The sequence below is a fragment of the Pseudomonas sp. BR20 genome (genome assembly GCF_050780135.1).
Taxonomy (GTDB): Bacteria; Pseudomonadota; Gammaproteobacteria; order Pseudomonadales; family Pseudomonadaceae; genus Aquipseudomonas.
This window is the reverse complement of sequence record NZ_CP172012.1, coordinates 3794816-3821038: the sequence shown is the minus strand read 5'-3', so window position 1 is coordinate 3821038 and position 26223 is coordinate 3794816. Positions and strand designations below refer to the sequence as shown.

Here is a 26223-nt window from a genome sequence, read left to right as displayed (position 1 = left end):
TTCAGGCTCCCGCATCCAGTTCCCGGCCGAGTTGACTGATCAGGTAAGTGACGGAATCGGCATTGGCCAGAATCGTGTCGATACGCTTGTCGGCGTTGCTCATGAACATTGACCGTGCGTCATCGAGGGTCCGGCAGCCGGTGGTGCTGAGGACTTTATCCTTCAGATCCGACGTCACGTGGCTGCTGCCGAAGTCCTCCCATTCCTGGGTGAACTCGTCCCATGTCTTGAACAACAGGGTGGCGGGCGTCAGTGTCGACAGTGCGGTATCACGCAAGTTGCCAAGGTCGGTCTGCATCAGTTGGGCGCCGCAAATCTTTACGTTAATCAGGTCATGGAACGGTCGCATGGTGTCCAGATACGCCAGGTCTTCGGTCAAGGACTTGATGTGCGTGATTTCATGAATCAACACCGTTGCCCGTGCATGGGCCGAGAGGTTGAATGGGGTGTTCAATCGGTTTTGGTAGATATCCATGTGCGGATCAAAAAAACGGTCCAGCAAGTAGATCTTCTGCTCCGCATCATCGGGCAGCACAAAGGCAAATGTATCCTGTTGGCTGTAGCGGCGCGTGCCGCTGACAAACCGCCGGGAGTCCGGGCTGATCAGGGTGTGATTGGTCAATTCATCGAGCACCTCGTCGACGCGCCGCTCGACTCGTTGCACCTGATCGGACGTCAGCGTGACAACCCCGAACAACTCACTGAAAAACCGCCCCGGCCGGCTGTTGGGCTTCAGGTGTGTGGCAAAGTGCAGGAGGTTGCGCTTGCAGGTGACCGCATAGTACGTCGCAACATTGAGTGCTTCATCAATGCACTGGGCTTTCCAACTGGATAACGCGGCAATTTTCCGCATGCCTACGGCTTCGATATTGATGGTGTCCCGTTCGGCTGCCCGGGTTTTGGCCCTGCCTGCGTAGCGACTCAAGGTTTTGCCGTAGCGCGGGTGGTGCCGGCCAAGGTCCAGCGTCCACGCGCCCTGGGCATTGCGTTGCACATAAGGGCCATGCAGTTCGTCATTGCTCACGCGCCAGTGTTCACCGGCTTTTTTCACCGGGTACACCTTGCCTGCCAATGGCACGAAATGACCGCTGCCAGTCTTGTCCCTGTACAGGCCGCTCTGCGTGTCTTGCTCCAGATCCTTCAAGGCAATTGCGTGGTTTTCAAACGCTTGCAATTGGGTGCGGGCAGGGGCGGTCAGGTCCAGGTCGGCCAGTGTGGCGGCGGCCGGCGCAGGGGCTTGCAGCCATTGCTCCAGCGGGATTTGCTCCTCGGTTGAGGCGGTCTGCGGCACGAGTTTGTCCAGCGCCTTGCGCAAGGAGGCCAGCTCGGCCACGCCACCGACAAAGGTTTTGAGCGCGTGTTGCCAGCGGTGTCGCTGCAGGTCTTCAGCCGAGGCCAGGAACAGTTTGTGGCTGCGCCACACGGCCAGCGGGTACGCCAGTTTGCCGGCCATGAACTGCAATCCTTTAGGGATATCTTCGGTGAACAGGCTGGTGACTGCGCTCCACTGCACCTTGCCCGACGGAGAGAACTGGCTGGCCAACATCTGAAGCAGCATCTCGAGGTTGTCCTCAAAGAGCTGGCTCAACAGGTTGCCGGTAATGGGCGAGGCGTCGAGTCGGATTTCCGAGTGCCCCTGGCTCCAGCGTTGGCCCAGCAAATTGCGGTAAGTGGCCTGATGAGGGGCTGGCATCTGGCCGATTACCCAGTCCTGCAGCGCACCGGCGGTGGTGAACTCATTGAGTAGCGCCGCCTCATTGGCGTACTCCTTTAATAAATGCTTGGGACTGTAGGGCGCATACAGAATCAGGGGGCCGGACGCGCCCGCTTTGGGACCGATCAGGTAGCAGCCCAGTGCCTTGACCTGGGCCGCGCCCGCAGTGGCGATCAGTTCAAGGGGCCGTATGATCGCCGTTGCGCCAGCCACGGCGGCACGCGCCACGGCATCTGGCATGTCGAATATTTGCTGGACGAAGCTCCAGGCTGATGCGGACAGCCGCTCCTGCAGTGTTTGTTCATGAGCGTATTGCAGCAATTGCCAGGGCAACTGCCGGCAGAACAATTGGCGGCGCTCACGGGCGTCTTCGGTCTGACCTTTGAGGCGCGTGGTCAGCCGTGTCTGGTAAAGGCTTTTCAAGTCCAGTTGGCGAACCAGTTGCACCACCGCATTGCCGTCCAATGCGGCAGGCAACGGCGTCGCTGTGCGCGATTGTGGCCGGATGTCTTCGGCGCGTAGATCAGGCAGGTGTCGCAGGGCGAAATCCGTCAGGGTTTCAGCGTGCCCCTCCAGGTCAATACGGCCGGGAATCAGAACGGTGTCCGGGTTGACGATTTGCCCGGCAAAACGCGCATCGAGCAGGGTCGAAAGGGTGCTTTTGGCCAGTTCGCGCATGGGCGTGATGCCGTGCAGGTAGTCACGCTCGTCCGCGCTGTTGACGCGATACTGCTCAAGCAATTCGGCCTGCAGAAGCTGTTCTTGGGGCTGTGCCATGCCCAGCCACACAGGCAGTGCTTGCTGCCGGACCATGGCGCGCGCGATGGCAATGGCCCTGGGCAGGTTGCTCGGTGGTGCCCGACGGATAAAGCTGTCCATGCAGTCCTGAAAGCGCCGGGCGCTCAACTTCATCGAGAGTAGATGGTCAATCGCGTCACGCATGAAGTCGCTGTAGGACTGTTGGCGGTTGTCCAGCAGGTGGTCGTCGATCCGTCGCAGTGGGCCGAGCTGACAGGCCTGATGGGGCGCGCGCCTGGAAACCGGCAAGTTCTCCATCAGCGGCAACCGCCCGAAGGGGTCGTGTAAACGTTGTTTCAGGGCTTCGCACAGCACCTTGATCGACGCAAATGCCTCATAGCCGCAACGGGGTGTCCACAACAGTGCCGCCCCTGAATGGTCTGGGTCTATGCCGCCGCGTTCAGTCAGCACAAAGCAGTTGGCCAGGGCCTGGGGGATGGTGTCAGTGCCGATCTTGAGGGTCAGGCCAAACGCATCCGGGATGAAGCCGTTGAGGCCTCGGCGGGTCAGGCGGGTCAGGCTGTTGGCATGCAGGACGCTGTCCAGCAGTGCGAGACCGGGGGGTGACAAGCTTTTGTCCAGCCGCCTCAGTCGCGCTTCGCCGCTCAGCCCCTGCAGCATTGCATCGCTGAGGTGGGCCCGGTTGTTGTCCAGAAACAGATGTGGCAGCCCACGCAAGTCGCGTTCTGCAAAGGTGGTCAGGACCTGCTCGATAACCGCATTGAAGCCAGCAGTTGTGAGGTTTTGCAGCTTGTTGGCGACGCCCGCGCTGCGCCTGCCATAAAACCCGCTCAGGGACGAGTCCGTCAGCGCAATGGCCTGCTTGGCCAGGCGCGCAATGAAGTGCTCGACCATGCTGGAGGACCGTTGGGGCAAGCGCTCTTCGCGGTCACTGGCGTGTGTGGCATAGGTATTGATATAGACATCGTCGGCGTTAAGGTTCAACCGGCGCTTGGCCAGTTCGGCGTCCAGCGCATGGGCTACCAGGTCGCGCAAGGTCGGCTGTTTGCTGCGTTCCAGCGCCATGGCCGCCTCGACGGCTTGCAGGCGCTGCAGGTGTGCCTTGGCCTTTTCGGCATGCACCGTGGACGGGCGGCCATTGCCAAGGGTAATGGGGTGGACGCTCCAGCGGCCGTCCGTTTCCAACGCCATCAAGCGGCTGTCGAGCATGGTGCGTACGTCCAGGGCACTGTCGAGCAGCGCGTCCAGGTCGATCTCCCCCGCGCTGCGCCGAAAAAGCCCCAGCGCGTACTCCAGGTTGTCGAACTGCTTGGCGAGAATGTCCTCAACCATTTCGAGAAATAGATCGCCAGCGACAGGGTTCCCGGTCACCTCAATGTGATCCATGCCGATAAACACACTGCGCTCGTCCAGCGACAGGAAATTGAGCAGCTCATCTTCATGCCCGGCGGTTTTGAGCATGGTCAGTAGGATGTCCTTGAGGTCATTCAGGTTCTCGAGCACCTGCAAGCCACGCGATTGGGTATACAGATACGCCTGGGCATTGCTGATCATCAGGGTGCCGCCCAGTTCGACGTAGTGTTGAAAAGGTGCGTGAACCCGCACTTTTTCTATATTCAACGGGCCGGCGAAGGCCGTACGCGAAGCGTGGTCCGGAAGGAACAACGCCCGCAGTTTTTGACTTTCATCGGTGGACAGGACCCTGTCCTGGTGCTTGAACAGCAGGTCGGTGCGGCACTTGTCACTCATGACCCGGGCGCAAAACTGCCGACGTGACTGACCTGCGTTGAAGTCTTCATTCCAGTAGGTCTGCAACAGGCTGTTCAACAGCGTTGAAAGAATCCCGCTGGTTTGCTCGATCACGCTGTCCCAGCGTTGCAGGTCGTCGGCCAGTTGCGCCTGGGTAAAAGCGCGGGTGTCATGGCCGATGTTGAAAAAGGAGTGGGTCTGGCCCGCGGGCCAGGCATGGGAGACGTAAAACCGTAACAGCGCGTCGCGCAACGGTAGCGAGTCGACCCAGCGGCTGTGCTCTCCCACGGACGCGCGGCTGAAAAAATTCACCCGAGTGTCGGCCTGGTTCAGGCCAGGGAAATAGGGGCGGGCCATGATGCTGAGCAAGGTGTCGAGCATCCCGTTGAGGCTGGGAAATTTGCGCAGCTCATCGAGCAGGGCCACTGCATTTTTTTGCTGACTGGCCAGGACGGTGTTCTTCTGGTCTTCCATCACGGCGCCTTCGATGACGCTCGCCGTCACCGTCAGGTGCACCGTCACCGGCAACGCGTCACGCTCGGCAATCGACAGAAATTGCAGCAGGTCGGTGCGCGAGCTTGGTTGCTTCAAACGCTCCTGCACTTCACTGAGCAGCGCGGTGCGGCTCTCGAATAACTCCAGCCCGTCATACGGGGTGTACAGCACGGCTTTGTGGTCGTCCGGGGTCGGGCTCATCATGAAGGCGCCGGCCATCGGGAGGGCGGCTTGGCCCGGTGCGTTGATCAACAGCCTTTCCACCCGCATCGGGTAGCGCTGCAGGGTCAGGTCCGTACGTGCCGTATGAGTGGCGTAGTACAGCGTATGCAGCCAATCGAGATCCTTGACTGTGAACCCCAGTGCATGTTCCCGTGGCGTGGGTTGCTTGCGTCGGGTCGGCAGTAGGAACTCATCGAAAAAATACGGCGGGGTGATGGTCGCCAAGGTGTGCTCTCCGTTCAACAAAGGGGAATGGAGACCAGGGTAGGCGGCGCCGCGGCGTGTGTGGCGGTAGATAACTGGACCCGGCTTCAAGCGCCCGTTGACAGCAGGCACATGGGCCGTTGTTTAATCAACGGTCTGGATTCTTGTTGTCTCTTCCAATTATAAAATCGGAGCTACAGATGTCTGCCCAGTCCCCGATAGTTGAACGTGCTACAGCGCTCATTGGTTTCAACGACCTGGTGGGCTTGCTCCACGCCGTGTTTGTGAAGCACGGCACGTCGCCGGAAGTTGCCGCGATCCTGGCACGCAATTGCGCCAGTGCAGAGCGCGACGGTGCCCATAGCCATGGCATTTTTCGTATCCCCGGTTACCTCAGCACGCTGGCCAGTGGCTGGGTCGACGGCAAGGCTACACCGGTGGTCACGGATGTCGCGTCGGGTTTCGTGCGGGTGGATGCCGGCAATGGCTTCGCCCAGCCGGCCCTTGAGGCCGCGCGTCCGTTGCTGGTGGCCAAGGCGCGCAGTGCCGGCATCGCGCTGCTGGCGATCCACAATTCCCATCACTTCGCCGCGTTGTGGCCCGATGTCGAACCCTTCGCCGAGGAGGGGTTGGTGGCGCTGAGCGTGGTCAATAGCATGACCTGCGTCGTGCCCCATGGCGCCGACCGCCCGTTGTTCGGTACCAACCCCATTGCCTTCGCGGCGCCGCGTGCCGATGGCGCCCCTATTGTTTTCGACCTGGCCACCAGCGCCATTGCTCACGGTGACGTGCAAATCGCCGCGCGCAAAGGCGAGCGCCTGCCGCCGGGCATGGGTGTCGACAGCCTCGGCCAACCCACCACCGACCCCAAGGCCGTGCTGGAGGGCGGTGCGTTGCTGCCGTTTGGCGGGCACAAGGGTTCGGCGTTGTCGATGATGGTCGAGTTGCTGGCGGCGGCCCTGACGGGCGGCAACTTCTCTTTCGAGTTCAACTGGGCGGATCACCCCGGTGCACGCACGCCCTGGACGGGCCAACTGCTGATCGTGATCGACCCGAGCAAAACCGCCGGGCAAAGCTTCGCCGAGCGCAGCCAGGAGCTGGTGCGGCAGATGCATGCGGCAGGGTTGCGGCGCTTGCCGGGGGATCGACGTCATCGCACGCGGGCGAAGTCGTTGGAGGCGGGGGTGGAGGTGGATCTGGAAGCATTGAACCAGCTGCGAGACTGGGCTGCGTAGATGCTGTCTTATCCCGCTCCGCGCAAATCCGCAGCGGCCTCGCTTGCGCTCGGCAGCTGCGTACGCATGGAGCTATACGGAAGGTGTCAGTTACGGCGACCCAGCAGCAGGCCAACCACCAGGCCAAAGCCCGCGGAGATGGCCACGGTCTGCCATGGATGGCCGCCGATGTAGGTTTCGGTGGCATCGACTACCGGCTTGCTGCGCTCGCGCACGTTGGACACCGAGTCCAGTGCCTGCTTGAGTTTGATGGCGACCTGTTCGCGCAGGGTTTCGCCTTCTTCGCCCACCAGGGCAGCGCTGCTTTTGAGCAGCTTGTCCGATTCTTCGATCAGGGCCGTCAGTTCACTGAATGCTTGATCCTTGATTTGATCTTCAACAGCTTGGGCGGCAGTTTTGCGGGCCATGGGTGTGACTCCTTGCAGGTGAATGTGACAGTGAACAATGGAGTGCCGGGCGGCGGAAAAAGTTGCAGTTTTTTGCCGGCTCAGCACTGGCGAGCGAAATCCAAATCTGGAAAATTCGACCTACAGTGTAAGATGTCGTCTATTTGTGCAGCAGGAATTTTGACATGAGCTTCAATCTCGCCAACAAGACCCTCGCCGAACGCGCCGAGCTGGAAGATGAAAAGTCCCGCCTCTACGACCTGTGGCAAACCAACCTGGGCAAGGCCAAGGGCGAAGCCGCACGGTTGTTCGGTGAGCGCGCCAAGCGCAAGGGCAAGTGGTCCGAATGGGTCCGCGCCGAACTCGACGGCATGTCGCCACCGGAGTTTTCCAACATGGTGCGCAGTGAAGTCAACAAACTGATGGCGGCAGCGAAGTAAAGCTGGCGGCAATCGCCTCGCGGACTTTAAGCAACATCGGGTCAAGCTGGGCCTGGGTTCGCCAACCCAGTTCCACCGGGTAGCGCGGCAGCGCCAGCGGGCAGGGCAGTACCCGCAGGCCGGTCATCTCGGCGATGGCCTGCGCCGCATGCCCGGGAATGGTCGCCACCGCCTGGCTGCCCTTGAGCAGAAACGGCAGCGCGGCAAAATGACTGGTCGAGGCGCACACCTGGCGGCTCAGCCCCTGCGCCGCCAACCCTTCGTCCGTAATGCCGATAAAACCGCCCGACGACACCAGCACATGCTCGCGGGTGACAAATTCATCCAGGCTGATGCTTTCCTGGCCCGGCGCCAAGCTGCGTGGGTCCACGACGCAGCGATAATCCCCCTCTCCCAGTACCTGCCGACTCAGCCGGCCTTGCGCAAAGCCGCCTGCGGTAATCGCCAGGTCCAGGCTGCGGTCGAGCAGAGCGCCGGCAACGATCTGGCTGTGGGTCTGGCGGAAAATCACCCGCAGCTTCGGCAGACGTTGTGCGATGGCGTCCATCAGCCGGCGGCCATAGGCAATCTCGAAGTCGTCGGACAGGCCCACCACCACCGAGCGGCCTTGATAGTTCGGGTTGTCCGGATTGACCATCGCCAGGCTTTGCCGACAGCGCTCCAGCGCCTCGCTGATCACCGGTTTCAACTGGTTGGCCCGCAGCGTGGGCGCCAGGCCCCGGCCGGTGCGCACAAACAGTTGGTCGCCATAGACGTCGCGTAAACGGCGCAAGCCTGCACTGATGGCCGACTGCGTAACACCCAGGCGTAACGCCGCGCGGCTGGCGCTGGACTCATCGTGCAGGGCTTCGAAGGTTTTCAGCAGGTTCAGGTCGACCTGGGCGATATTCATGTGGCTCATATCATTCAGCACTGAAGTGGGCTTTATTCATGATCGAGCCTGGCGAGAGAATGGGCAACCCCCCTTTATTTGGAGTGATCGTGATGCCAGTTTCCACTGTGGCGGCCCTGCAAATCGGTTCCCTGCCTGGCGGCAAGGCCGACACCCTGGCGCAAATTCTCGCCTATGAACACGAGATCCTGCGCAGCGGCGCGCAATTGGTGGTGATGCCCGAAGCGCTGCTAGGCGGCTATCCCAAGGGTGAAGGTTTTGGCACCCAATTGGGCTATCGCCTGCCCGAAGGCCGCGAAGCCTTTGCCCGCTATTTTGCCAACGCCATCGATGTGCCAGGCGCCGAGACCGAGGCCTTGGCCGGCTTGTCGGCACGTACCGGCGCCAGCCTGGTGCTGGGCGTGATCGAGCGCAGTGGCAGCAGCCTGTATTGCACCGTGCTGTATTTCGAACCGTCGGGTGGTCTGGTGGCCAAGCACCGCAAACTGATGCCCACCGGCACCGAACGGCTGATCTGGGGCAAGGGTGACGGCTCCACCCTGCCAGTGATCGACGCGGCGGTAGGGCGTATCGGCGGTGCGGTGTGCTGGGAAAACATGATGCCGCTGCTGCGCACTGCGATGTACGCCAAGGGCGTCGAGGTGTGGTGCGCGCCGACGGTGGATGAGCGCGAGATGTGGCAGGTGAGCATGCGCCATGTGGCGCATGAAGGGCGCTGCTTTGTGGTCAGTGCCTGCCAGGTGCAGGCCTCGCCTCAGGCGCTGGGCATCGAGGTCGCCAACTGGCCTTCGGAACGCCCGTTGATCGCCGGCGGCAGCGTGATTGTCGGCCCCATGGGAGACATCCTCGCCGGGCCACTGCTGGGGGAGGCCGGGCTGCTGACGGCGCAGATCGACACCGATGACCTGGTACGCGCGCGGTATGACTATGACGTGGTGGGGCATTACGCCCGGCCGGATGTGTTCGAGCTGGTGGTGGATGAGCGCGCCAAGCCAGGCGTGCGCTATATCACCGACTGAACCACGGTCGAACTGTGGGAGGTGGCCCTCAGCGTTTGGGCGATTGGGTTTCCAGCCATTCCTCGCGGGTCATTTCCCAGATATCCCGTGGGAAAGTCCCTTCAACAAACTCACCTTCATCCGTCCTGATCAAACGCATGCCCGTACGCTCGGAAATCCGCCGTGAGCCCAGGTTGGGTGCGGCCTTGGGCACTCGCAGCACGGGGCGCTTGAGCACGCCGAACCAGTAGTCGGTCACCGCCGCGCTGGCTTCGGACATCAAACCTTGCCCCTGCCATTGCGGCCCTAGCCAGAACCCCCGGTTGTTATCCTGCTCGTCCATCAAGCTGACGTTACCAATCAACTGTTCAGGTGCGCTTTTCAGGCGCAGCGACCAATGCCATTCCTCGCCACGGGCCATGGCGGGTAGGGCGATGTGCTCCAGGTAGGTGCGCGCGCCGTCGGCCGGGTAGGGCCAGGGCACCAGGGCGTTGAGGTAACGCACCACGTCCCAGTGCGGAAATTGCTGCTGGATCCCTTCGGCATCGTCCAGGGTCAGCGGGCGCAGGATCAGGCGTTCGGTAAAGAGTGTCGGTTGCATGGTGTCATTACCAGGTCGCGGTATTCGGCAAGTCCAGCGTGCCGCGGTCCACAAAGCGCATCGTGCCGAACAGCCCACCCGCCAGTTTGCCCCGCAGCACATAGGGCAGGTTGTTCAAGCTCTGGGTCTGGCTCAGGCCCAAGGTCTGGCGCAGCACTGAAAACGCCGAAACACTCACCGGCACCACCAGCACGGTCTCGGAAAAACGTGGGATGCTTCCGCTCTGGTCACTCACTCCCGACGCCAGCGGCCGGCCGTTGACCTCCAGGTCCAGGGCCACGCCGTTGTAGTCGATCGCCGTTTCATTGGGGTTCTGCACCCGCAGCTTCACGGCGAAGCGCACTTCCAGGTCCTGGCTTTGCAGCGGCTCGATGCCCACCACATTGATATTCACCGGGTCGCGGTTGGGGAACAGCGCGCAGGCGCTCAAGCTCAGCAGCAACAGCGATAGAACCATGAGCTTGCGCATACAAAGGGTGCTCCTATTTCGTGACGTCCGGGTCCTGCATCACTTTGAGGGTAGAGGACTCCGGATCAAATTCATCTTCTTCCAGCTCTATGAACGCTTCCGGCAGGAAAATGTTCAGCAGGATTGCACAGAACGCACCCACGGTGATCGGCGATTCGAAGATGTTGTGCAGCGCCTTGGGCAGGTCGCGCAACACTTCCGGCACGGCGGCCACGCCCAGGCCCATGCCCAGGGAGATCGCCACGATCAGCACATTGCGGCGATGCAGCCCGGCTTCGGCGAGGATCTTGATGCCGGCTACGGCGACGGTGCCGAACATGATCAGGGTCGCGCCGCCCAGCACCGGCTTGGGCATCAGTTGCAGCACCGCGCCGATCATCGGGAACAGGCCCAGCAGCACCAGCAGGCCGGCAATGAAGTACGCCACGTAGCGGCTGGCCACGCCGGTCAACTGGATCACGCCGTTGTTCTGGGCGAACGTCACCATCGGCAGGCTGTTGAAGGTCGCGGCCATGGCCGAATTGAGGCCGTCGGCCAGCAGGCCCGACTTGATGCGCTTGATGTACAGCGGGCCCTTGACCGGCTGTTGGGAAATCATCGAGTTGGCCGTCAGGTCACCGGCCGCTTCCAGGGGCGAAATCAGGAAGATCACCGCCACTGGGATAAACGCCACCCAGTCGAACGAAAATCCGTACTTGAACGGCACCGGCACGCTGATCAGCGGCACCTGGGGCAATGCCGCCATATCGACGCGGCCCAGGCACCAGGCCACCACAAAACCCAAGGCCAGGCCGATCACGATCGAACCCAGGCGCAGGAACGGGTTATTGAAGCGGTTGAGCACCACGATGGTCAGCAGCACCAGGGCTGCCAGGCCCATGTTGCTTGCCGCGCCCAGGTCGCTGGCGCCAAAGCCGCCGGCCATGTCGGTGACGGCCACTTTGATCAGCGACAGGCCCATCAGGGTAATGATGGTGCCGGTCACCACCGGGGTGATCAGCTTGCGCAGCTTGCCGATGAACTGGCTGAACACCACTTCGATAAACGCTGCAAAAAAGCAGATGCCAAAGATCGTCGAGAGGATCTCATCGGTGCCGCCGCCCCGGGCCTTGACCATGAACCCCGCGCTGAGAATCACGCTGATAAACGAGAAACTGGTGCCTTGCAGGCACAGCAGCCCCGAACCAATGGGGCCGAACGTGCGCGCCTGGACAAAGGTGCCGAGCCCCGACACAAACAGCGCCATGCTCACCAGGTAGGGCACTTCGCTTTCCAGGCCGAGCACGCTACCGACGATCAGGGTGGGGGTGATGATGCCGACAAAACTGGCCAGCACATGCTGCAACGCGGCAAACATCGCTGCGCTGAAGTGCGGCCGATCTTCCAGGCCATAGATCAGGTCGGACTTATAGCGGGGGCGGGGGGCTTGAGCGTCAGACAAAATGAGGGCTCGGGTCAGAAAAGGGAGGCGCAGGATGCCAGAAACTGCTCAGCGTCAGAAGTGTAAAAAAATATTTATAAAGACCCTGCATAAAACCCCGACTCCTGCCGATACTGCTTATAGGCCCACCTTCAAAAACAACAGTGATGGCCGAGGTCAGGCAGTGCGTTGACGCTGGCTGGTCATTTCGTGGCATGGACGCGCGCCGCCACTTCATATCGAGATCACCCTTATGTCGCTCCGTCACCTGAATATCGCCCCTCGAGCTTCCCTCGGTTTCGCCTTCATCGCCCTGTTAGTGGTGGTGTTGGGCGGGTTCGCGGCCAACCGCATGACGTTGATCCGCCAAGCCTCGGTGGACATGAGCGCGAACCAACTGCCCAGCGTGACGTACCTGGGGCAGATGACGGAGAACGTCCTGCGCATGCGTATTCTGTCATTTCGAGTACTGGTCAACCGCGAGCCCGCCGCCCTGCAGGAAGCCGAAACGCGCATCGGCGTGCTGGTCGACAAGGTGAAGAGGGCCCAGGCCGGCTACGCGGCATTACCTGCCGGTACCGAGGAAGCGGCGCTGTACAAGACATTTGTCAGCACCCTGGATAACTACTTCAAGGCCCAGGCGGACATGCTGACGTTGTCCAGGCAAGGCAACGTCGAGGAGATGCGCGCCCTGATCAATACCCGTGTCAAGGAAGGCACCGACCAGATGGGCGAGCAGTTGAACAAGCTGATTGCGATCAATGCCGCCAACGCCAAGCAAGCCGACGACCACGCAGGGCAGAGCTACACCAGCGCCATCACCGGGATTATCGTGGTGTCGGTCAGCGCTGCGCTGCTCACGGTGCTGCTGGCCTGGTTGCTGACCCGCAGCATTGTCATGCCTTTGCGTAGAGCTGTTCAGGTGGCTGAAACCATCGCCGGTGGCAACCTGACCAGCGTCGTTGAAGATAATGGCAACGATGAACCCGCGCGCCTGATCAACGCCTTGTCGAGCATGCAAACCAACCTGCGTCAGACCATCCAGCACATTGCCGGTTCGGCCACGCAGCTGGCCTCGGCGGCTGAAGAGTTGAGCAACGTGACCGAGGAAGCGTCCCGGGGCCTGCAACAGCAGAACAATGAAATCGACCAGGCCGCAACGGCGGTCAACGAGATGACCGCTGCGGTGGAAGAAGTGGCGCGCAATGCGGTGTCCACCTCCGAGGCCTCCAACCAGTCCAACCAGGCTGCGCGCGAAGGCCGCGACCGGGTGGTGGAAACCGTCGGGGCGATCCAGACCATGACCCAGGACGTCCAAAACACCGCCGCGATGATCGAAGGCCTGGCCACCCAGGGCCGTGACATCGGCAAGGTGCTGGACGTGATCCGCGCGATTGCCGAACAGACCAACCTGTTGGCGCTCAACGCCGCCATCGAAGCGGCGCGCGCCGGTGAAGCCGGTCGCGGGTTCGCGGTGGTGGCTGACGAAGTGCGGGCCCTGGCCCATCGCACGGCGCAGTCGACCCAGGAAATCGAGAAAATGGTCGCCGGCATCCAAAACGGTACCGGTGAAGCCGTGCAGTCGATGCAACAGAGCAACCAGCGCACCCAAAACACCCTGGAATTGGCCCGTGCCGCCGGTGTGGCCCTGGAGCAGATCACCCAGTCCATCAGCCTGATCAACGAACGCAACCTGGTGATCGCCAGCGCGTCCGAAGAACAGGCCCAGGTCTCCCGCGAAGTGGACCGCAACCTGGTAAACATCCGCGACCTGGCGACTCAGTCGGCGGCGGGCGCCAACCAGACCACTGCCGCCAGCCATGAACTGTCGCGCCTGGCGGTGGACTTGAATGGGATGGTGGCGAGGTTCGTTATCTAAGTATTTGGAATACTGGCAAAAATGTGGGAGGGGCTTGCCCCCTCCCACATGTGTTTATTGCTTCCAAGCACCCGGGTTGACCAGGTTCTTCGGTTTTTCACCCGCCAATGCCTGCAACAGATTATCCACCGCACACGTGGCCATCGCCTCCCGCGTCTCATGGGTTGCGGAGCCGATATGCGGGGTCGCTACCACATTGTTCAAACGCAGCAACGGCGAGCCGTGATCAAGCGGTTCCTTTTCGAACACATCCAAACCCGCCGCCCGAATCGTACGTTGTTGCAAGGCGTCGACCAGCGCCGCCTCGTCCACCACTTTGCCCCGCGAGATATTGATAAAGATCGTCTCCGGGCCCATCAGCGCAAACTGCTCGGCGCCGATCAGCTTCTCGGTTTCGGCGGTCAGCGGCAGGGTCAGGCAGACAAAATCGGCCTGTTGCAGCAAGTCGTCGAGGCTGCGGTACTGCGCGCCAAAGCGCTGTTCCACCGCCGGCTTGGGCGAGTGGCTGTGGTAGAGCACCGGCATGCCAAAGCCGAAATGCCCGCGCTGGGCCAAGGCTTCGCCAATGCGGCCCATGCCGATGATGCCCAGGGTCTTGCCATGCACGTCGCTGCCGAAGTGTGCCGGGCCGATATTCTTGTTCCACTGGCCGGCGCGCACCATGTCCGCCAGCTCGACCACTCGGCGGGCGGTGGCGAGGATCAGCGCAAAGCCGGTGTCGGCGGTGGTTTCGGTGAGCACGTCCGGGGTGTTGCTGAGCAGGATGCCGCGTTGGGTCAGGTAGTCGATATCGTAGTTGTCGACCCCCACGGACACGCTGGCCACGGCTTCAAGTTGCGGCGCGAGATCGAGCAGCCTGGCATCCAGGCGCAGGCTGGCACCGAGCAGGCCATGGGCGGTGGGCAGGGCGTCGCGCAGCTTGGCCAGGCCGGTCTCGTCCAGCGCTTCGATCAGCGTGACCTCGGCGTGTTCATGCAGGCGCGCCATCAGCGGTGCGGAGAGTTTCTTGTATAAAACCACAGATTTTTTCATTGAGTTTTTACCTTCAATTCGAGGGTAGGCAGCGGCGCGCGCTCACGGTCACTGGCGCCGGGCTTGAGGAAAATCGTCAGCACCACCGACAGCATCAGCGCGCCGCTCATCAGCAGGTACGAGGCGCCGGGCGAGCCGGTGCTGCTATTGAGGTAACCCACCAGGTACGAGCCGCCGAACGAGCCGAGGGCGCCCATGCTGTTGATCAGCGCCATGGCGCCACCGGCGACGTTGGCGGGGAGGATTTCCGGGACGATGGCAAAAAACGGCCCGTACGGCGCATACATGCAAGCCCCGGCAATCACCAGCAGGGTGTAGGACCACCAGAAGTGTTCGGCGCCCAACACGTAGGAGGCGTAGAAGGCGATGGAAGCAATCAGCAGTGGCGGCCACACGAAGCGCTTGCGCTTTTGCAGTTTGTCCGAGCCCCAGGACACCGCCAGCATGGCGATCACGGCGGCGAGATAGGGCAGGGCCGAGAGCCAGCCGGCTTCCACCATGTCCATCTGCAGGCCTTTCTTGAGGATTGACGGCAGCCACAAGACGAAGCCGTACACGCCGATGCTCCAGCAGAAAAACTGCAGCGCCAGGATGATCACCTTGGGCGAACGGAACGCTTCGGCGTAGTTCTTCACCGCCTTGATACCGACCTGTTCGGCGGCCAGTGCGCTTTCCAGGTCTTTTTTGTGCTGTTCGCTCAGCCATTTGGCGTCTGCGGGTTTTTCATCCGCCAGCTTCCACCAGATAAACGCCCACAGCACCGCCGGCAGGCCTTCGATGATAAACATCCAGCGCCAGCTGAAATGCTGCACCAGATAGCCGGACACCACCGACATCCACAGCATGGTCACCGGGTTGCCGAGGATCAGGAAGGTATTGGCCCGCGAGCGCTCGGCACGGGTGAACCAGTGGCACAGGTACACCAGCATGGCCGGCATCACGGCGGCCTCGACCACGCCGAGCATGAAGCGGATGACGATCAGCATGTAGGCGTTGGACACCACGCCGGTCAGGGTGGCCAACCCGCCCCAGAGGATCAGGCTGACGAAAATCAGCTTCTTGACGCTGCGCTTTTGCGCATAGATGGCGCCCGGCACCTGGAAGAAGAAGTAGCCAAGGAAAAACAGTGCCCCCAGTAATGACGACATGCCGGGGGTGATCATCAGGTCTTCGGCCATCCCGGAGGCGGCGGCGAAGCCGTAGTTGGCGCGGTCCAGGTAGGCCAGGCTGTAGGTGATAAAGACGATGGGCATTATGTACCACCAACGGCGGGTGGCGAGTTTCACGGTTTCCATAAGGTTGCTCCTGAGCTTGTTGTAGTTGTGGCAACAGGGTGTGGGTCAAGCGACGGATCGGGTGGGTAATTCAGAGCGGGTGGGCAAACCTTCCATATCGCCGCGACTTTGCACGGCGCGGCTGCCGATCCAGTTGCCGCGTTGCACCGCCTCGGGGAAGCTGAGGTTTTCCAGCAGGGCGCTGATCATGCCCACGGCAAAGCCATCGCCGGCGCCAACGGTGTCCACCACCTTGTCCACGGGCACGGCAGCGACGAATCCCTGGTCCAGCTGGGTGCGGAAGTAGGCGCCGTCCGGGCCGAGCTTGATCGCCACGGCTTCGGCGCCCTGGTCGAGGTAGAACGCGGCAATATCCGCCGGGTCGTCGAAACCGGTGAGCAGACGGCCTTCGCCCAGGCCCGGCAAGACCCAGTCGGCGAGGCTGGCGAGGGCGTTGATTTCGTCGATCATCTGCGCCTGGCTGGTCCATAGCGACGGACGCAGGTTCGGGTCGAACGACACGCTGCGCCCGGCTTTGCGCATCTGGGTCATCAACTCGCGGGACAGCTCGCGGGTGGCCTCGGACAAGGCCGGCGGAATACCGGTGGCATGCAGATGGCGGGCCTGCAGCAGCGCAGGGCTGATGGCGGCCACGGACAACTGACTGGCGGCCGAGCCCTTGCGGAAGTACTCCACCTGCGGGTCATCGCCGGCTTCTTCGCGGGACTTGAGCTGAAAACCGGTGGGGTGCAGCGGATCGACCGCCACATGCCGGCAATCCAGGCCTTCTTTTTTCAGCGTGTCGACCACAAAGCGCCCGAGGGAATCATCACCCACCCGGCTCAGCCAGGCGACGTTGAAGCCCAGGCGCGACAGGCCGATGGCGACATTACTGTCGGCGCCGGCAATGCGTTTGTGAAACTGCGCCACCTGGGCCAGGTCGCCGGTCTGCTCGGCGACAAACATCGCCATGGTTTCGCCAAACGACAGAATATCGATCTCAGACATGGGCATTCTCCCCACGAGGTTGGCCAAGGAGGGCGAGGGCCGCCACTTGTTGCGCAGTGACGTCGACCAGGTCATCGCCCTGCAGCGGAAATTCCACCGCCCGTGTAATGCCTTGAGTCATGTGCTTGAGCAGTTGTTCCCACAGATGCAGGTCGGTGGCGCCGGGCGGCAGCGCTACCAGCTTGCCGTCTGCGCGGCGCGCCACAGCCTTGCAGTGCAGGTAGTCGACGTGCCGGCCCAGCAGGCGTGCGGCGGTCAACGCGGATTGGTCCTGCCACTGCCAGTTGCCGATATCGAAGGTCATCTTCACCGGCAGGCCCAGGCGCTCGACTTCAGTGAAGAAGCGCTGCATCGGCTCAATGCGTCCACCGTGCAGGGTCTGGTCGTTTTCCACCAAGAGCTTGACCGGGTGGCGGGCGAGCAGGGCGTGCAGGCTTTCCAGGTCGTTGGTGTCGGTGAAATAACCGAGGGAGACTTTCAGCCAGCGCGCACCAAAGGCCTGGGCACGGTCGAGGGTGGCGTTCAGTTCGGCATTCGGCTGGGCGCGGCCGGCGACCCACAATTCAAGGGGCGATGAGAACACGCACTCCAAGCCCTGTGCGGCGGCTGCCTGGGCCAATTCGGCGGGTTGCTCAACGGTCAGCAGTTCTTCGCGCCATTCGATGCGCTGGGCACCGGCGGCGGCCAGCAGCTCGACAAAACTCAATTGGCCTTGCTGGCGGACCAGGTCGGCGCCGTAGCTGGAAAGGCTGATGGAAACGGGGTATTTGTGCATTGTTGTTTACCTCTGAAACCGGTTTCATTTTTTCACGTTAAATATCGAATCGACTCTGCCGTTGCCGCTGCCGAGCCTTGGCGAGGCTGCGGCTACGTGTAGGGGCGCTGGGTTGAGCCTCGGATGATCAACTGGGGCAAAAAATCCAGGGTGCGGGTCGGTTCGGTGTCACCGCGCAACCGCTTGAGCAGGCAATCGAACGCACTGGCGCCAATCGCTTCGGTGGGTTGGGCGAGGGCGGTGATGCCGTTGCCCACCAGCGGGTACCAGTCCAGGTCATCCAGGGCGATCAACCCCACGTCGTCGAACAGGTTGCAGTCCAGCGCCTTGAGCGCGCGGGTGCAGGCCAGCGCGGCGATGCCGTTGGCGCAGAACAGGGCCTTGGGGCCGGGGTTGGCGAGAAAGGCTTGCAGGCGTTGTTCCAGCGCATCATCGAGCTCCAGCACCGCGCCGGTCAGCGCCGGGTGCCGGGCGATTTCGCCCTTGAAGCTGTCCAGGCGTTCCTGCCGTGAACTGGTGCCATCGCAGGCCTCACTCACCAGCAACACCTCGCGGTAACCCTGCTGTTCCAGATGCTCCACCGCCATGCGCACCGCCGCCGGGTTATCCAGCCCCACCAGGTCGCTGTGCAGCGGCTCGACCTTGCGGTCCACCAGCACCAGGGGCAATTCCCGTTGCAGTTCCAGCAATTGGTCGAGGTGATGGCCGAGGGTGTTCACGATCAGCCCTTCGATGTTGTAGGAGCGCAGCGCCGCCAGGTGTTGGCGCTCCTGTTCGTCATCGCGGTCGGTGTTGCACACCACCAGGCTGTAGCCGTGCCGGCGGCAGGCGGTTTCGACGCCGTGCATCACGGCAATGGAGTAGGGGTTGCGGATATCGGCCACCAGCATGCCGATCAAGCGCGTGCGGCCACGTTTCAACCCGCGGGCCATCTGGTTGGGGCGGTAGCCGAGTTGTTCGATGGATTGTTCGATGCGCAGGGCGATGGCATCGGAGAGCAGGGCGCGGTCTTCGCCGATAAAACGGGACACGCTGGCCTTGGATACGCCGGCGTGCTCGGCGACGTCGAGCATGGTCACGCGGCTGCGCTGGGCGGCGGAAAATGGAGTCACGGTAGCGCCTTTCTTATTGGAGTTGAGTTGCACTGAAACCGGTTTCAGAAAACACCATGTACCCAGTGGACGTCAAGTTAATCTTCGGGCCTTCCTGTGATGACCATTCAGGCAAAGCCGACGAATGGCACCCTCCACCTGTGAGTTTTGACAGTATCCGGAACGGGTGATCGGGCGTTTACTTTCCTTAAACGTGATGGGACGACGCTTCTGCAGCCCACCATTAAATTAAAAGGGAACGATAATGTCCGTATCAAAGCTGACTCCCCCCCCTGTACGACGTGACGGCGTGCTCGCCCTGGATCCGATGGACATTCCGGGGGTCGATCCTCTTGACCCCAGGGGGCTGGTGCGGGCCTCGCTGTTACTGGCGCCTTTGCTGGTCAGGATCCCCATGTGGCTCCCTTCGCCCGAACCGCTGGACACCCCTCACAGGTTGCAGCTTCTCTGGTTGCGTGGTGGCAGCGAAAGACAGGCTGATTTCAAAATCGTCAATGCGCCTCCTCCGCCATTACCGGCGTTCATTGATATGCACGTGCCATTGCAAATGCTCATAGAGCCGCCTTCCGGCACCGCGCAGCTGTTTTATCGAGTGATTGATTCGGAAGGTCAACTGAGCGAGCTTGACCCAAAGGTTACGCTGACCATTGATTTGGATTCGCCGGAATTGCTCAGGCCGGATGATCAACTGAGCTTTGTCATCCCACCGATCAACGGCGTCGATGAGGCCTACCTCGCGGTCAACGACCCGGTGCGGTTCAACATGCCGCCTTACCTTAGGCGAGCGAACAAGGATCGTATTGAAATTTTTCTCTCCAACAGTCCAAACCCGCCTGCGGCTGCTCCCGATGGGGATTACGTACTTGAAAACATCTCGGACCCATTGGTCATCGAGTTACCCGCTGACGCGTTTCGTCGTTTGAACAATGGAATGGCTTATATTTTTTATCAGGTGTTCGACGAGGCCGGTAATTTCAGCACGCGCAGTGCCGGTTTACCGTTCGTGCTGGACGTGATCGCGAGCCCGGGTACGCCTCTTCCCAGGCCTAATATCCGGCCGCCAGCCTACAACGATAATCTGATCAAGCGTGATGACGCGCGAGACGGTGTCGTTGTGTTAATTGACCCTTACCTTAATTGGGCCCCAGGCGACCAGGTTCGGGTGTTCTGGGACGAGCGCGCGGTGGTCGATGTGCCGGTTCTGGATGGCGTAGTCACCGAGGTACCGATCCCCTGGTTGACCCTGCGCGGGCCGGCGCCGGTCCTGGTGGCAGAGGAGGTGCGGGTGCGTTACGAGATCATCCGTGGCCTGGTGAGTTTCCCTTCATTTGCCCTTCGTATACAGCAGGACTTCACCGTTGCCGGGCAGGACCATGCGGGGGCCCCTGCGTTGCTTAACCTCAATCTGCCGCTGGCTGAAGTGCGCGGCCTGGTGTCGGACGAACCCAATGTGGTTGATCACCGAGACAAAGATGTAGGCGCCCGTGCACGTGTGTTCCTTTATGACAACCCGCAGCCCGGCCAGATACTGCGGTTCTTTTGGAATGGTATCGGCCCTATAGCGACCAAGACGGTTCAAGTGGGAGAGGTAGAAGGTCAATTGGTGTTTTCCAGCGTTATTCCGTGGGCTGTTATGGAGGGCATCATCAACCCGGCGTTGCCGGTCTATTACACCACTGATAATGGTGTTAACCAGCAGCAGTCGGGGAACACCCCGGTCGATGTCAATACGGGCGCTTTGCTCAGCTTCCCTCAACCGGTTATCCGGCACACGTTGCTTGGCGGCACGAACACCTTCCTCACGTGTTGCTCCTCCCCGGAAATCTTTCATGGCGTTACGTGGGATGTGGTGCCCCATGCGGACTTCGAGCTGAATGATGAAATCCGCTTCTTCACCCATGGCTATAACAATAACGGTTGGGTTGATCCGGTGGTGGAAGCCAGCCGGTTCACTGAGCGTCGGTCATTCACAACCCCCGCAGACTTGGCCAATGGGTTGAGGTTTGTGGTAACGCCCTACGATCCGGTGGTGTTTTCGTTACGCCATCAAAGCACCGCCCGAGCCTGGTATGAGGTGTGGCGCGGTCCGTCGAAGATAGGTGAATCGATCATCCGAAATATCAGGATTGATCTGGCGTACCCCGCCGGCGGGTACTGCCAGGCTGGCGATGTCATCAGTTGCACCTCTGAAGGCGTTCCGACGCTGACCGGACAGAAGTAACGTGACCGGCGCATGCCCGGGTGCAGATGTGCAGGCGACACGTGTTGATGTTGGTTGGCTGGAAAGTCGTAAAGGATGAAGCAGGGTTAACACGAATAGGTCTATCGCTGTTGTTCGTCACCCACGAAGGAAAACTGACTGGAGATTGATGATGAATAAAAAAACGCGAGATTATTTTGCCAAACTCAATGCTGCCAAGAATCCGCCCCCGGTGTTATTGGCGGAGTTGGCGGCGCCGGAAGCTGATTTTGTACTTGGTTTTCCCGGGTTGATCAGCCGGCAGCAGGCGTTGGCCGAAAACCTGGAACTGCGTATTCCGCGCTGGGAAGACTACAGCAATGATCCGAGCAGCCCTGACACCGTGCGTGTGTTTATAAAGCCGGCGGATGAAGCTGAGTACGGAGACCCGTTTATAACGTTCCAGTTCAGTTTCGATGCGACGTTACCCCAAGCCTTTGCAACTACAAATATCGTTCGCGGCCGGCGGCCCCCCGGCTTTTGGGATATCAAGTACGAGGTGTATATCGTCCGGATTCCGAACTTGAGTGAGTCGGATCCCCTGCGCTTGATTGTCGATACCGATGCGCCGTACGCATCCTCTGCGAATAATCCTCCGGCGCCGATCCTGCCGCCTGGCCTGACACTGCCGCTGGACTTGGCTGACTTCCCGCCGGCCCCCAACGATCGGTTGTTTTTTTCGATTCCGGACTACGTCACGCAGGGGCGGGCACCCGGGGACAGGCTGAGGATGTACTACAACGGCTCCGACACCCCTTATGCGCCTGATCCGCCTTCTACCGAGGTGGATTGGCCAGTGACGGACTTGAGGTTTCCATTTCCCAAGAGTGTCGTGGAGGCGGGCGAGGACGGCTTCAACACCCTTCGCTATGAACTGCTGGACGCGGCCGATAACGTCAGTCGGCTTTCGTTGTCCCTGTCTTTTGACGTTGCATTCATGCCCGTGCCCAGGAACCTGAGACAGCCTTTGATCAACAGGGCGTTCCCGGGTGACAGCCTGTTCGACCGCGTCGATGCTTCCCTGGACCTGGGGATGATTATACGAATCCCGGCCTATGATGATTTCCAGCGGGGAGATGACGGTGATTACTTTGACATCACGTTATCGACCAGTATCGGTACTGAAACCCTTGCCGGCAACCCACTGGGAAGCAGCACCTTTCCGGTCGCTATAACGGTTCCGTTCCATATCCTGGTGGCCCTGTATGGGGCATCGATGGGGGACCTGCCACTGACCGTTACTTACGTCGTCAAGCGTCGATCCGTCACGTACCCGCCGGCGCCGTCGACGACCATCAACTTGAACCTGCACGTGGTCGGGCCGACCCCCACCGACCCACCCGACCTGGTGAACACCGACCTGAATCCCGTTGTGATCAGGGGGGTGAATTCGGTTGGGGACGAGGGTGGTGACAACGAGTTGTTGCCGATCCACGCGAACCGGCCTGCCAATGCCTATATCAGGTTATGGAGTGCAGCCCCTACCCCTGACACCGAGGATTTTGTCATCCGGCTTTTCTACGAGGGCGAGTTGGCTGCCACCCGGCTCATCACGGGGGGGATGGCCGATGAGGAGGTCACGCCTGCGCTACAGATTCCATGGCCGTTGATCGCCAAGCATGGCAACGCGCCGCCTCTGAAACAGGTGTATTACACCATCGGTACGGCCACCAGCACGAATCGACAGGAGTCTATCGTGACGCCGGTGGACGTTAAGGCCAACGTCCTGGCGCTTGCCCAGCCAGAGGTGCGCAACCTGGAGTTGATTGGCGGTCCGCCCGGCATCATCAACTGCAGTACGGTAAGGCCGTTGAATACGGATGGGAACGTCACCGTGTATATCCCGCCGTCAAACCTGTTCGAGCAGTTCATGGTGGTTCGGGTGAATTGGAGGGGCTTTAGCGACAATACCGGTACGATTGAAGTGCCCGCAGCTGCAGGTTTCACTGATTCCATACCGCTGACGCCAGCTATGATCGCGCTGGGGTTTGAAGTGAACCTCGGGCCTTTCTCCACCATCATGAAGTTGATCCAGCCTGACCAGGGGTCACGGTTGATGGGGTCGGCAAGGATCGACTACACCATTCAAACGCCCTCAGGGCCTTTGACGTCGAGTGATGCGTTGCACTTGTCACGTGCGATCAAGACCGGTGCAACGCCGACCTACTGTGACAACACTCCGGTGCCTACGGCACCCTGAATGGCGCAACTAAGCCGAGGAGCAGCAAACTGCTCCCCGGCTTTTTATCGACATTGAGACAGATCAATTAAGACTAATCCTACATAAACAGGGAACGACTCTCGGTAATTTTGGCGCCGCTTGATTGGCAGGGTCCCACGCTCTTCGGTACCGGCCATTTGTTAAGGAATGCCAAACCCCAGAGGTTCGTACAATGTCGTCAATTTTCAATTTCAAACTTAATCCTTTAAGCGTTGCCTTGAAGGCAAACGCTGTCTCTTTGATGGTGCTCATGGCGGGTGTCGCCGAAGCCCGAGTGGTAACGGGGCCCAATGAAACCGTGCGACCAGGCCCGCCGCCGGACAGCTTCGAGCTGCAGCCTGGCTCCGGCCTGACGGTTGAAGGTGCCATCACCCGGCAAATTCGCGCCCAGTCTGCGACCTTGACGGTTAACCCAGGCAGCCAGACTCAAGACATTACGGCATTCAATTCGAACGTGAGTCTCAATGGCGCCGAGGTCACTGCCCGTGCCACGCAGCCCGCAGCGGTCTTCGTGAGTGGCGGCACGCTTTCGATCCAGAACAGCACACTCACCCACAGCAACGGGATCGGCCTGGTCGTTTCCCGCGCAGTCGGCGGCGAGGACGGCGCTGACGCCTGGGTGTCCAACAGCACCATCAGCGGTACCACGCGTGGCGCCAGTGTCAGCGGTAACAGCACGCTGACGCTCAACAGAACCGAACTGCAAGGCACTGCCGAAAATGGTACGGGCCTGTATTTGTTTGGCCAGGCCGTTGCGAGCGATAGCCTGATCACCGGTGGTCGCAATGGTGTGCGGATGGATATGGACCGCAGCACTGATGCGCCCAACCTCCTGGTACTTGAGGGCTCGCATGTAGAAGGAAAAAGCGGTGCTGCGATCCTGGTCGAAAGCTCGAAGGCCGGCGAGCTGGTTGATGCGGATATTCACGTTCGCAACGGTTCGACCCTCAAGGGCGGCAACGGCAATATCCTGGAAGTCACCGGCGGTTCCTCCGCCAACATGAACGTCGACCACAGCTTCCTGGTGGGTGACATCGTGGTCGAAGACGGCAGCAGCGCGAAAGTGCAGCTCAACAATGGCTCCTGGCTGACCGGCCAGTTGACGAACGTGGCCGAGTTGAGCGTGAACACCGCGTCCAACTGGATGCTGGTGGGCGACAGCAATGTCGACGCCTTGAAGATGGGCGGCGGCGCCGTACACTTTGGTGGGCCGGATGAGTTCTACCAGTTGGACGTGAAGAGCCTGGAAGGCAATGGCACCTTCGTCATGCACACCGACTTCTCCACCCACCAGACCGACTTCCTGAACGTGGAAGGCAAGGCCGAGGGTAACCACAGCCTGTTGCTGGACGCCACCGGTTCGGAACTGGCCAGCGGCCAGCCGATCAAGGTGGTGCACACCGAAGGCGGCGACGCCCACTTCTCCCTGGTGGGCGACACCGTGGACATAGGCGCCTACGCCTATGGCCTGCAGAAGGATGGCACCGACTGGCTGCTCGACCCGACGCGTCGCGGCACCAGTACCAGCGCCCATTCGGTACTGGCCTTGTTCAACAGCGCGCCGACCGTGTTGTACGGTGAGTCGTCCATCCTGCGTACGCGCATGGGGGAATTGCGTTTCAGCGATGGCAAGGACAATGGCCTGTGGATGCGCAGCTACGGCAACAAATATGAGGTCGCCGCCAACAAGAACGGTGCCGGGTATGCGCAAACCCAGAAGGGCTTCACCATTGGTGCCGATGCACCGTTGTCCAGCGGCGACGGCCAGTGGCTGGCGGGTGTGATGGCTGGTCACAGTACCTCGGACCTGAGTCTGAACCGCGGCAGTAATGGCGAGGTCAAGAGCTACTACCTGGGCGCCTATGCCACGTGGTTGGATGATGAGAGCGGCCTGTATTTCGACGGTGTCGCCAAGCTCAACCGTTTGCACAACGACGTCAATGTGACCATGAGCGATGGCAAGAAAGCCAAGGGTAGCTACGCGCAAAACGCGGTGGGCGTGTCGGCGGAATTAGGTCGCCATATCCAGCTGGATGACGATTTTTTCGTCGAGCCTTACGGCCAGTTGTCGGCAACCATCACCCAGGCGCAGAGCTACGAGCTGTCCAACGGGCTGCAGGCTAAAGGTGATCGTTCCAGCTCCGTGGTCGGTAAGGTGGGCGTGACGGCAGGCAAAAACATTCAGCTGGACAGCGGCGGAGTGTTGCAGCCGTACCTGCGCACCGCGCTCGCCCATGAGTTCGACCAGAGCAACAAAGTGTTCGTCAACGATCAGAGCTTCAACAATGATCTGTCGGGCTCGCGGATCGAGCTGGCGGCTGGCGTGGCGATATCTGTATCGAAAAACGTCAAGCTGCACGCCGACGTCGAAACCAGCAAAGGCAAGAAGATCGATCAGCCCTGGGGTGTCAACTTCGGTCTGCGTTACGATTTTTAAGGCACGCACTCACTTGAACAGGGGAAGCTTCGGCTTCCCCTTTTTTTTGCCTTCAGATCATTACGCCCAGCCAGGTCGACCCCAGCAAGAGCAAGGCCATGCAGCGGTTGAAGCGTTGCATGGCCTGCGCCGAGCGCAAGACCCGGCTGGATCCCGCGCCCAGCACAGCCCAGGCGCCGAGACAGGGCAGCGATATCAGGAAAAATACCAGGGACAGGGTGAGCACCTGGCTCTGGCGTTCGGCGCCATTGCCGGCAAACACGCTGACCACCGCCAAAGCCATCATCCAGGTTTTCGGGTTGATCAGTTGCAGGCTGGCGGCACCGGTCAAGCCCAGGCGCTTTTGCATCGATTGCGCATCGACCGCGGGTACCGGTGCGCTGAAGATCTGCCAGGCCAGATAGCTCAGCCAGGCCACACCGGCCCACTGCATTGCCGTTTGCACCTTGGGCAATTGCACCAGGGTTTGCCCCACGCCCGAGCCCACCAGCAGCACAATCCCCGCCGCACCGACGCAGGCGCCCAGGATGATCGGCAAGGCGGCCTTGAAGCCATATCGGGCGCTGTTGCTCAGCACCAGGAGGTTAGTGGGGCCGGGTGTGATGGAGGCGACGAAGGCGAACAGCATGAACGGCAGCAAGGTGGACAGCATGGCGGGGGAC

Annotated in this window: 19 protein-coding genes; 7 read left to right on the top strand and 12 right to left on the bottom strand. The window is 61.0% G+C overall.

The features are described 5' to 3' along the window. Position 1 precedes the first annotated feature (1 nt). Complete coding sequence (locus ACHPFG_RS17635) at positions 2–5164, bottom strand: dermonecrotic toxin domain-containing protein (RefSeq protein WP_431699981.1); 5163 nt, start codon at positions 5162–5164, stop codon at positions 2–4. Between the two features lie 179 nt (positions 5165–5343). Here ACHPFG_RS17635 and ACHPFG_RS17630 point away from each other — a divergent pair, with 179 nt between their 5' ends. Further along, positions 5344–6378: an Ldh family oxidoreductase gene (locus ACHPFG_RS17630; protein WP_431699980.1), complete on the top strand. Its 1035-nt coding sequence runs from the start codon at positions 5344–5346 to the stop codon at positions 6376–6378. 86 nt (positions 6379–6464) lie between these two features. Here ACHPFG_RS17630 and ACHPFG_RS17625 read toward each other — a convergent pair whose 3' ends face one another. Continuing rightward, complete coding sequence (locus ACHPFG_RS17625) at positions 6465–6785, bottom strand: DUF883 family protein (RefSeq protein ID WP_032887039.1); 321 nt, start codon at positions 6783–6785, stop codon at positions 6465–6467. A gap of 164 nt (positions 6786–6949) precedes the next feature. On the opposite strand from ACHPFG_RS17625, the gene ACHPFG_RS17620 reads away from it, so the two are divergent. After that, the gene (locus ACHPFG_RS17620) at positions 6950–7204 is read left to right on the top strand and encodes a hypothetical protein (protein ID WP_053135090.1); all 255 of its coding nucleotides are present in this window, start codon (positions 6950–6952) and stop codon (positions 7202–7204) included. Here the strand turns inward: ACHPFG_RS17620 and ACHPFG_RS17615 are convergent. After that, entirely contained in the window at positions 7176–8096 is a 921-nt protein-coding gene (locus tag ACHPFG_RS17615; RefSeq protein WP_431699979.1) for a LysR family transcriptional regulator, read from the bottom strand. The two genes, ACHPFG_RS17620 and ACHPFG_RS17615, sit on opposite strands and share 29 nt — an antisense overlap. A 92-nt stretch (positions 8097–8188) precedes the next feature. On the opposite strand from ACHPFG_RS17615, the gene ACHPFG_RS17610 reads away from it, so the two are divergent. Next, complete coding sequence (locus ACHPFG_RS17610; protein ID WP_431699978.1) at positions 8189–9115, top strand: carbon-nitrogen hydrolase family protein; 927 nt, start codon at positions 8189–8191, stop codon at positions 9113–9115. 28 nt (positions 9116–9143) lie between these two features. Here the strand turns inward: ACHPFG_RS17610 and ACHPFG_RS17605 are convergent, their stop codons facing one another. The 3 genes from ACHPFG_RS17605 to ACHPFG_RS17595 are packed head-to-tail and all read right to left on the bottom strand — an operon-like array spanning position 9144 to position 11605. Beyond that, complete coding sequence (locus ACHPFG_RS17605; protein WP_431699977.1) at positions 9144–9695, bottom strand: GNAT family N-acetyltransferase; 552 nt, start codon at positions 9693–9695, stop codon at positions 9144–9146. A gap of 7 nt (positions 9696–9702) precedes the next feature. Next, positions 9703–10164, bottom strand: a complete 462-nt coding sequence (locus tag ACHPFG_RS17600; protein ID WP_145337296.1) for an LEA type 2 family protein — start codon at positions 10162–10164, stop codon at positions 9703–9705. A 13-nt stretch (positions 10165–10177) separates the two neighbouring features. Beyond that, entirely contained in the window at positions 10178–11605 is a 1428-nt protein-coding gene (locus ACHPFG_RS17595; protein WP_431699976.1) for a nucleobase:cation symporter-2 family protein, read from the bottom strand. Between the two features lie 232 nt (positions 11606–11837). Between ACHPFG_RS17595 and ACHPFG_RS17590 the strand changes: the two genes are divergently transcribed. Continuing rightward, positions 11838–13463 (top strand): methyl-accepting chemotaxis protein, encoded by a 1626-nt coding sequence (locus ACHPFG_RS17590; protein ID WP_431699975.1) that lies wholly within the window; start codon positions 11838–11840, stop codon positions 13461–13463. Positions 13464–13517: 54 nt separating this feature from the next. Here the strand turns inward: ACHPFG_RS17590 and ACHPFG_RS17585 are convergent, their stop codons facing one another. The 5 genes from ACHPFG_RS17585 to ACHPFG_RS17565 all read right to left on the bottom strand — a co-directional run bounded on the left by ACHPFG_RS17585 (position 13518) and on the right by ACHPFG_RS17565 (position 18664). After that, on the bottom strand, positions 13518–14495 hold the full coding sequence (locus ACHPFG_RS17585; RefSeq protein WP_431699974.1) for an NAD(P)-dependent oxidoreductase: 978 nt from the start codon (positions 14493–14495) through the stop codon (positions 13518–13520). After that, a complete protein-coding gene (locus ACHPFG_RS17580; protein WP_431699973.1) occupies positions 14492–15790 on the bottom strand; it encodes an MFS transporter in 1299 nt (432 codons plus the stop codon). Before ACHPFG_RS17580 ends, ACHPFG_RS17585 begins: the two co-directional genes overlap by 4 nt. A gap of 45 nt (positions 15791–15835) precedes the next feature. Next, complete coding sequence (locus tag ACHPFG_RS17575) at positions 15836–16777, bottom strand: sugar kinase (RefSeq protein ID WP_431699972.1); 942 nt, start codon at positions 16775–16777, stop codon at positions 15836–15838. After that, the gene (locus ACHPFG_RS17570; RefSeq protein WP_092488627.1) at positions 16770–17552 is read right to left on the bottom strand and encodes a sugar phosphate isomerase/epimerase family protein; all 783 of its coding nucleotides are present in this window, start codon (positions 17550–17552) and stop codon (positions 16770–16772) included. The genes ACHPFG_RS17575 and ACHPFG_RS17570 overlap by 8 nt, the downstream gene beginning before the upstream one ends. Positions 17553–17644: 92 nt before the next feature. Further along, positions 17645–18664, bottom strand: coding sequence for a LacI family DNA-binding transcriptional regulator (locus ACHPFG_RS17565; protein WP_431699971.1), 1020 nt, complete (start codon positions 18662–18664; stop codon positions 17645–17647). 244 nt (positions 18665–18908) lie between these two features. Here ACHPFG_RS17565 and ACHPFG_RS17560 point away from each other — a divergent pair, with 244 nt between their 5' ends. The 3 genes from ACHPFG_RS17560 (at position 18909) to ACHPFG_RS17550 (ending at position 25561) form a co-directional block, all read left to right on the top strand. Continuing rightward, entirely contained in the window at positions 18909–20885 is a 1977-nt protein-coding gene (locus tag ACHPFG_RS17560; protein WP_431699970.1) for a hypothetical protein, read from the top strand. Positions 20886–21036: 151 nt separating this feature from the next. Further along, a complete protein-coding gene (locus ACHPFG_RS17555; RefSeq protein ID WP_431699969.1) occupies positions 21037–23103 on the top strand; it encodes a hypothetical protein in 2067 nt (688 codons plus the stop codon). A 193-nt stretch (positions 23104–23296) separates the two neighbouring features. Then, entirely contained in the window at positions 23297–25561 is a 2265-nt protein-coding gene (locus ACHPFG_RS17550; protein WP_431699968.1) for an autotransporter outer membrane beta-barrel domain-containing protein, read from the top strand. Positions 25562–25613: 52 nt separating this feature from the next. Here ACHPFG_RS17550 and ACHPFG_RS17545 read toward each other — a convergent pair whose 3' ends face one another. Beyond that, entirely contained in the window at positions 25614–26213 is a 600-nt protein-coding gene (locus ACHPFG_RS17545; RefSeq protein ID WP_431699967.1) for a LysE family translocator, read from the bottom strand. Positions 26214–26223 lie beyond the last annotated feature (10 nt).

Coding starts and splice junctions, on each gene's coding strand:
- ACHPFG_RS17630 (WP_431699980.1), top strand. CDS start 5,344: ATGTCTGCCCAGTCCCCGATAGTTGAACGTGCTACAGCGCTCATTGGT.
- ACHPFG_RS17625 (WP_032887039.1), bottom strand. CDS start 6,785: ATGGCCCGCAAAACTGCCGCCCAAGCTGTTGAAGATCAAATCAAGGAT.
- ACHPFG_RS17620 (WP_053135090.1), top strand. CDS start 6,950: ATGAGCTTCAATCTCGCCAACAAGACCCTCGCCGAACGCGCCGAGCTG.
- ACHPFG_RS17615 (WP_431699979.1), bottom strand. CDS start 8,096: ATGAATATCGCCCAGGTCGACCTGAACCTGCTGAAAACCTTCGAAGCC.
- ACHPFG_RS17610 (WP_431699978.1), top strand. CDS start 8,189: ATGCCAGTTTCCACTGTGGCGGCCCTGCAAATCGGTTCCCTGCCTGGC.
- ACHPFG_RS17605 (WP_431699977.1), bottom strand. CDS start 9,695: ATGCAACCGACACTCTTTACCGAACGCCTGATCCTGCGCCCGCTGACC.
- ACHPFG_RS17600 (WP_145337296.1), bottom strand. CDS start 10,164: ATGCGCAAGCTCATGGTTCTATCGCTGTTGCTGCTGAGCTTGAGCGCC.
- ACHPFG_RS17590 (WP_431699975.1), top strand. CDS start 11,838: ATGTCGCTCCGTCACCTGAATATCGCCCCTCGAGCTTCCCTCGGTTTC.
- ACHPFG_RS17585 (WP_431699974.1), bottom strand. CDS start 14,495: ATGAAAAAATCTGTGGTTTTATACAAGAAACTCTCCGCACCGCTGATG.
- ACHPFG_RS17580 (WP_431699973.1), bottom strand. CDS start 15,790: ATGGAAACCGTGAAACTCGCCACCCGCCGTTGGTGGTACATAATGCCC.
- ACHPFG_RS17575 (WP_431699972.1), bottom strand. CDS start 16,777: ATGTCTGAGATCGATATTCTGTCGTTTGGCGAAACCATGGCGATGTTT.
- ACHPFG_RS17570 (WP_092488627.1), bottom strand. CDS start 17,552: ATGCACAAATACCCCGTTTCCATCAGCCTTTCCAGCTACGGCGCCGAC.
- ACHPFG_RS17560 (WP_431699970.1), top strand. CDS start 18,909: ATGTCCGTATCAAAGCTGACTCCCCCCCCTGTACGACGTGACGGCGTG.
- ACHPFG_RS17555 (WP_431699969.1), top strand. CDS start 21,037: ATGAATAAAAAAACGCGAGATTATTTTGCCAAACTCAATGCTGCCAAG.
- ACHPFG_RS17550 (WP_431699968.1), top strand. CDS start 23,297: ATGTCGTCAATTTTCAATTTCAAACTTAATCCTTTAAGCGTTGCCTTG.
- ACHPFG_RS17545 (WP_431699967.1), bottom strand. CDS start 26,213: ATGCTGTCCACCTTGCTGCCGTTCATGCTGTTCGCCTTCGTCGCCTCC.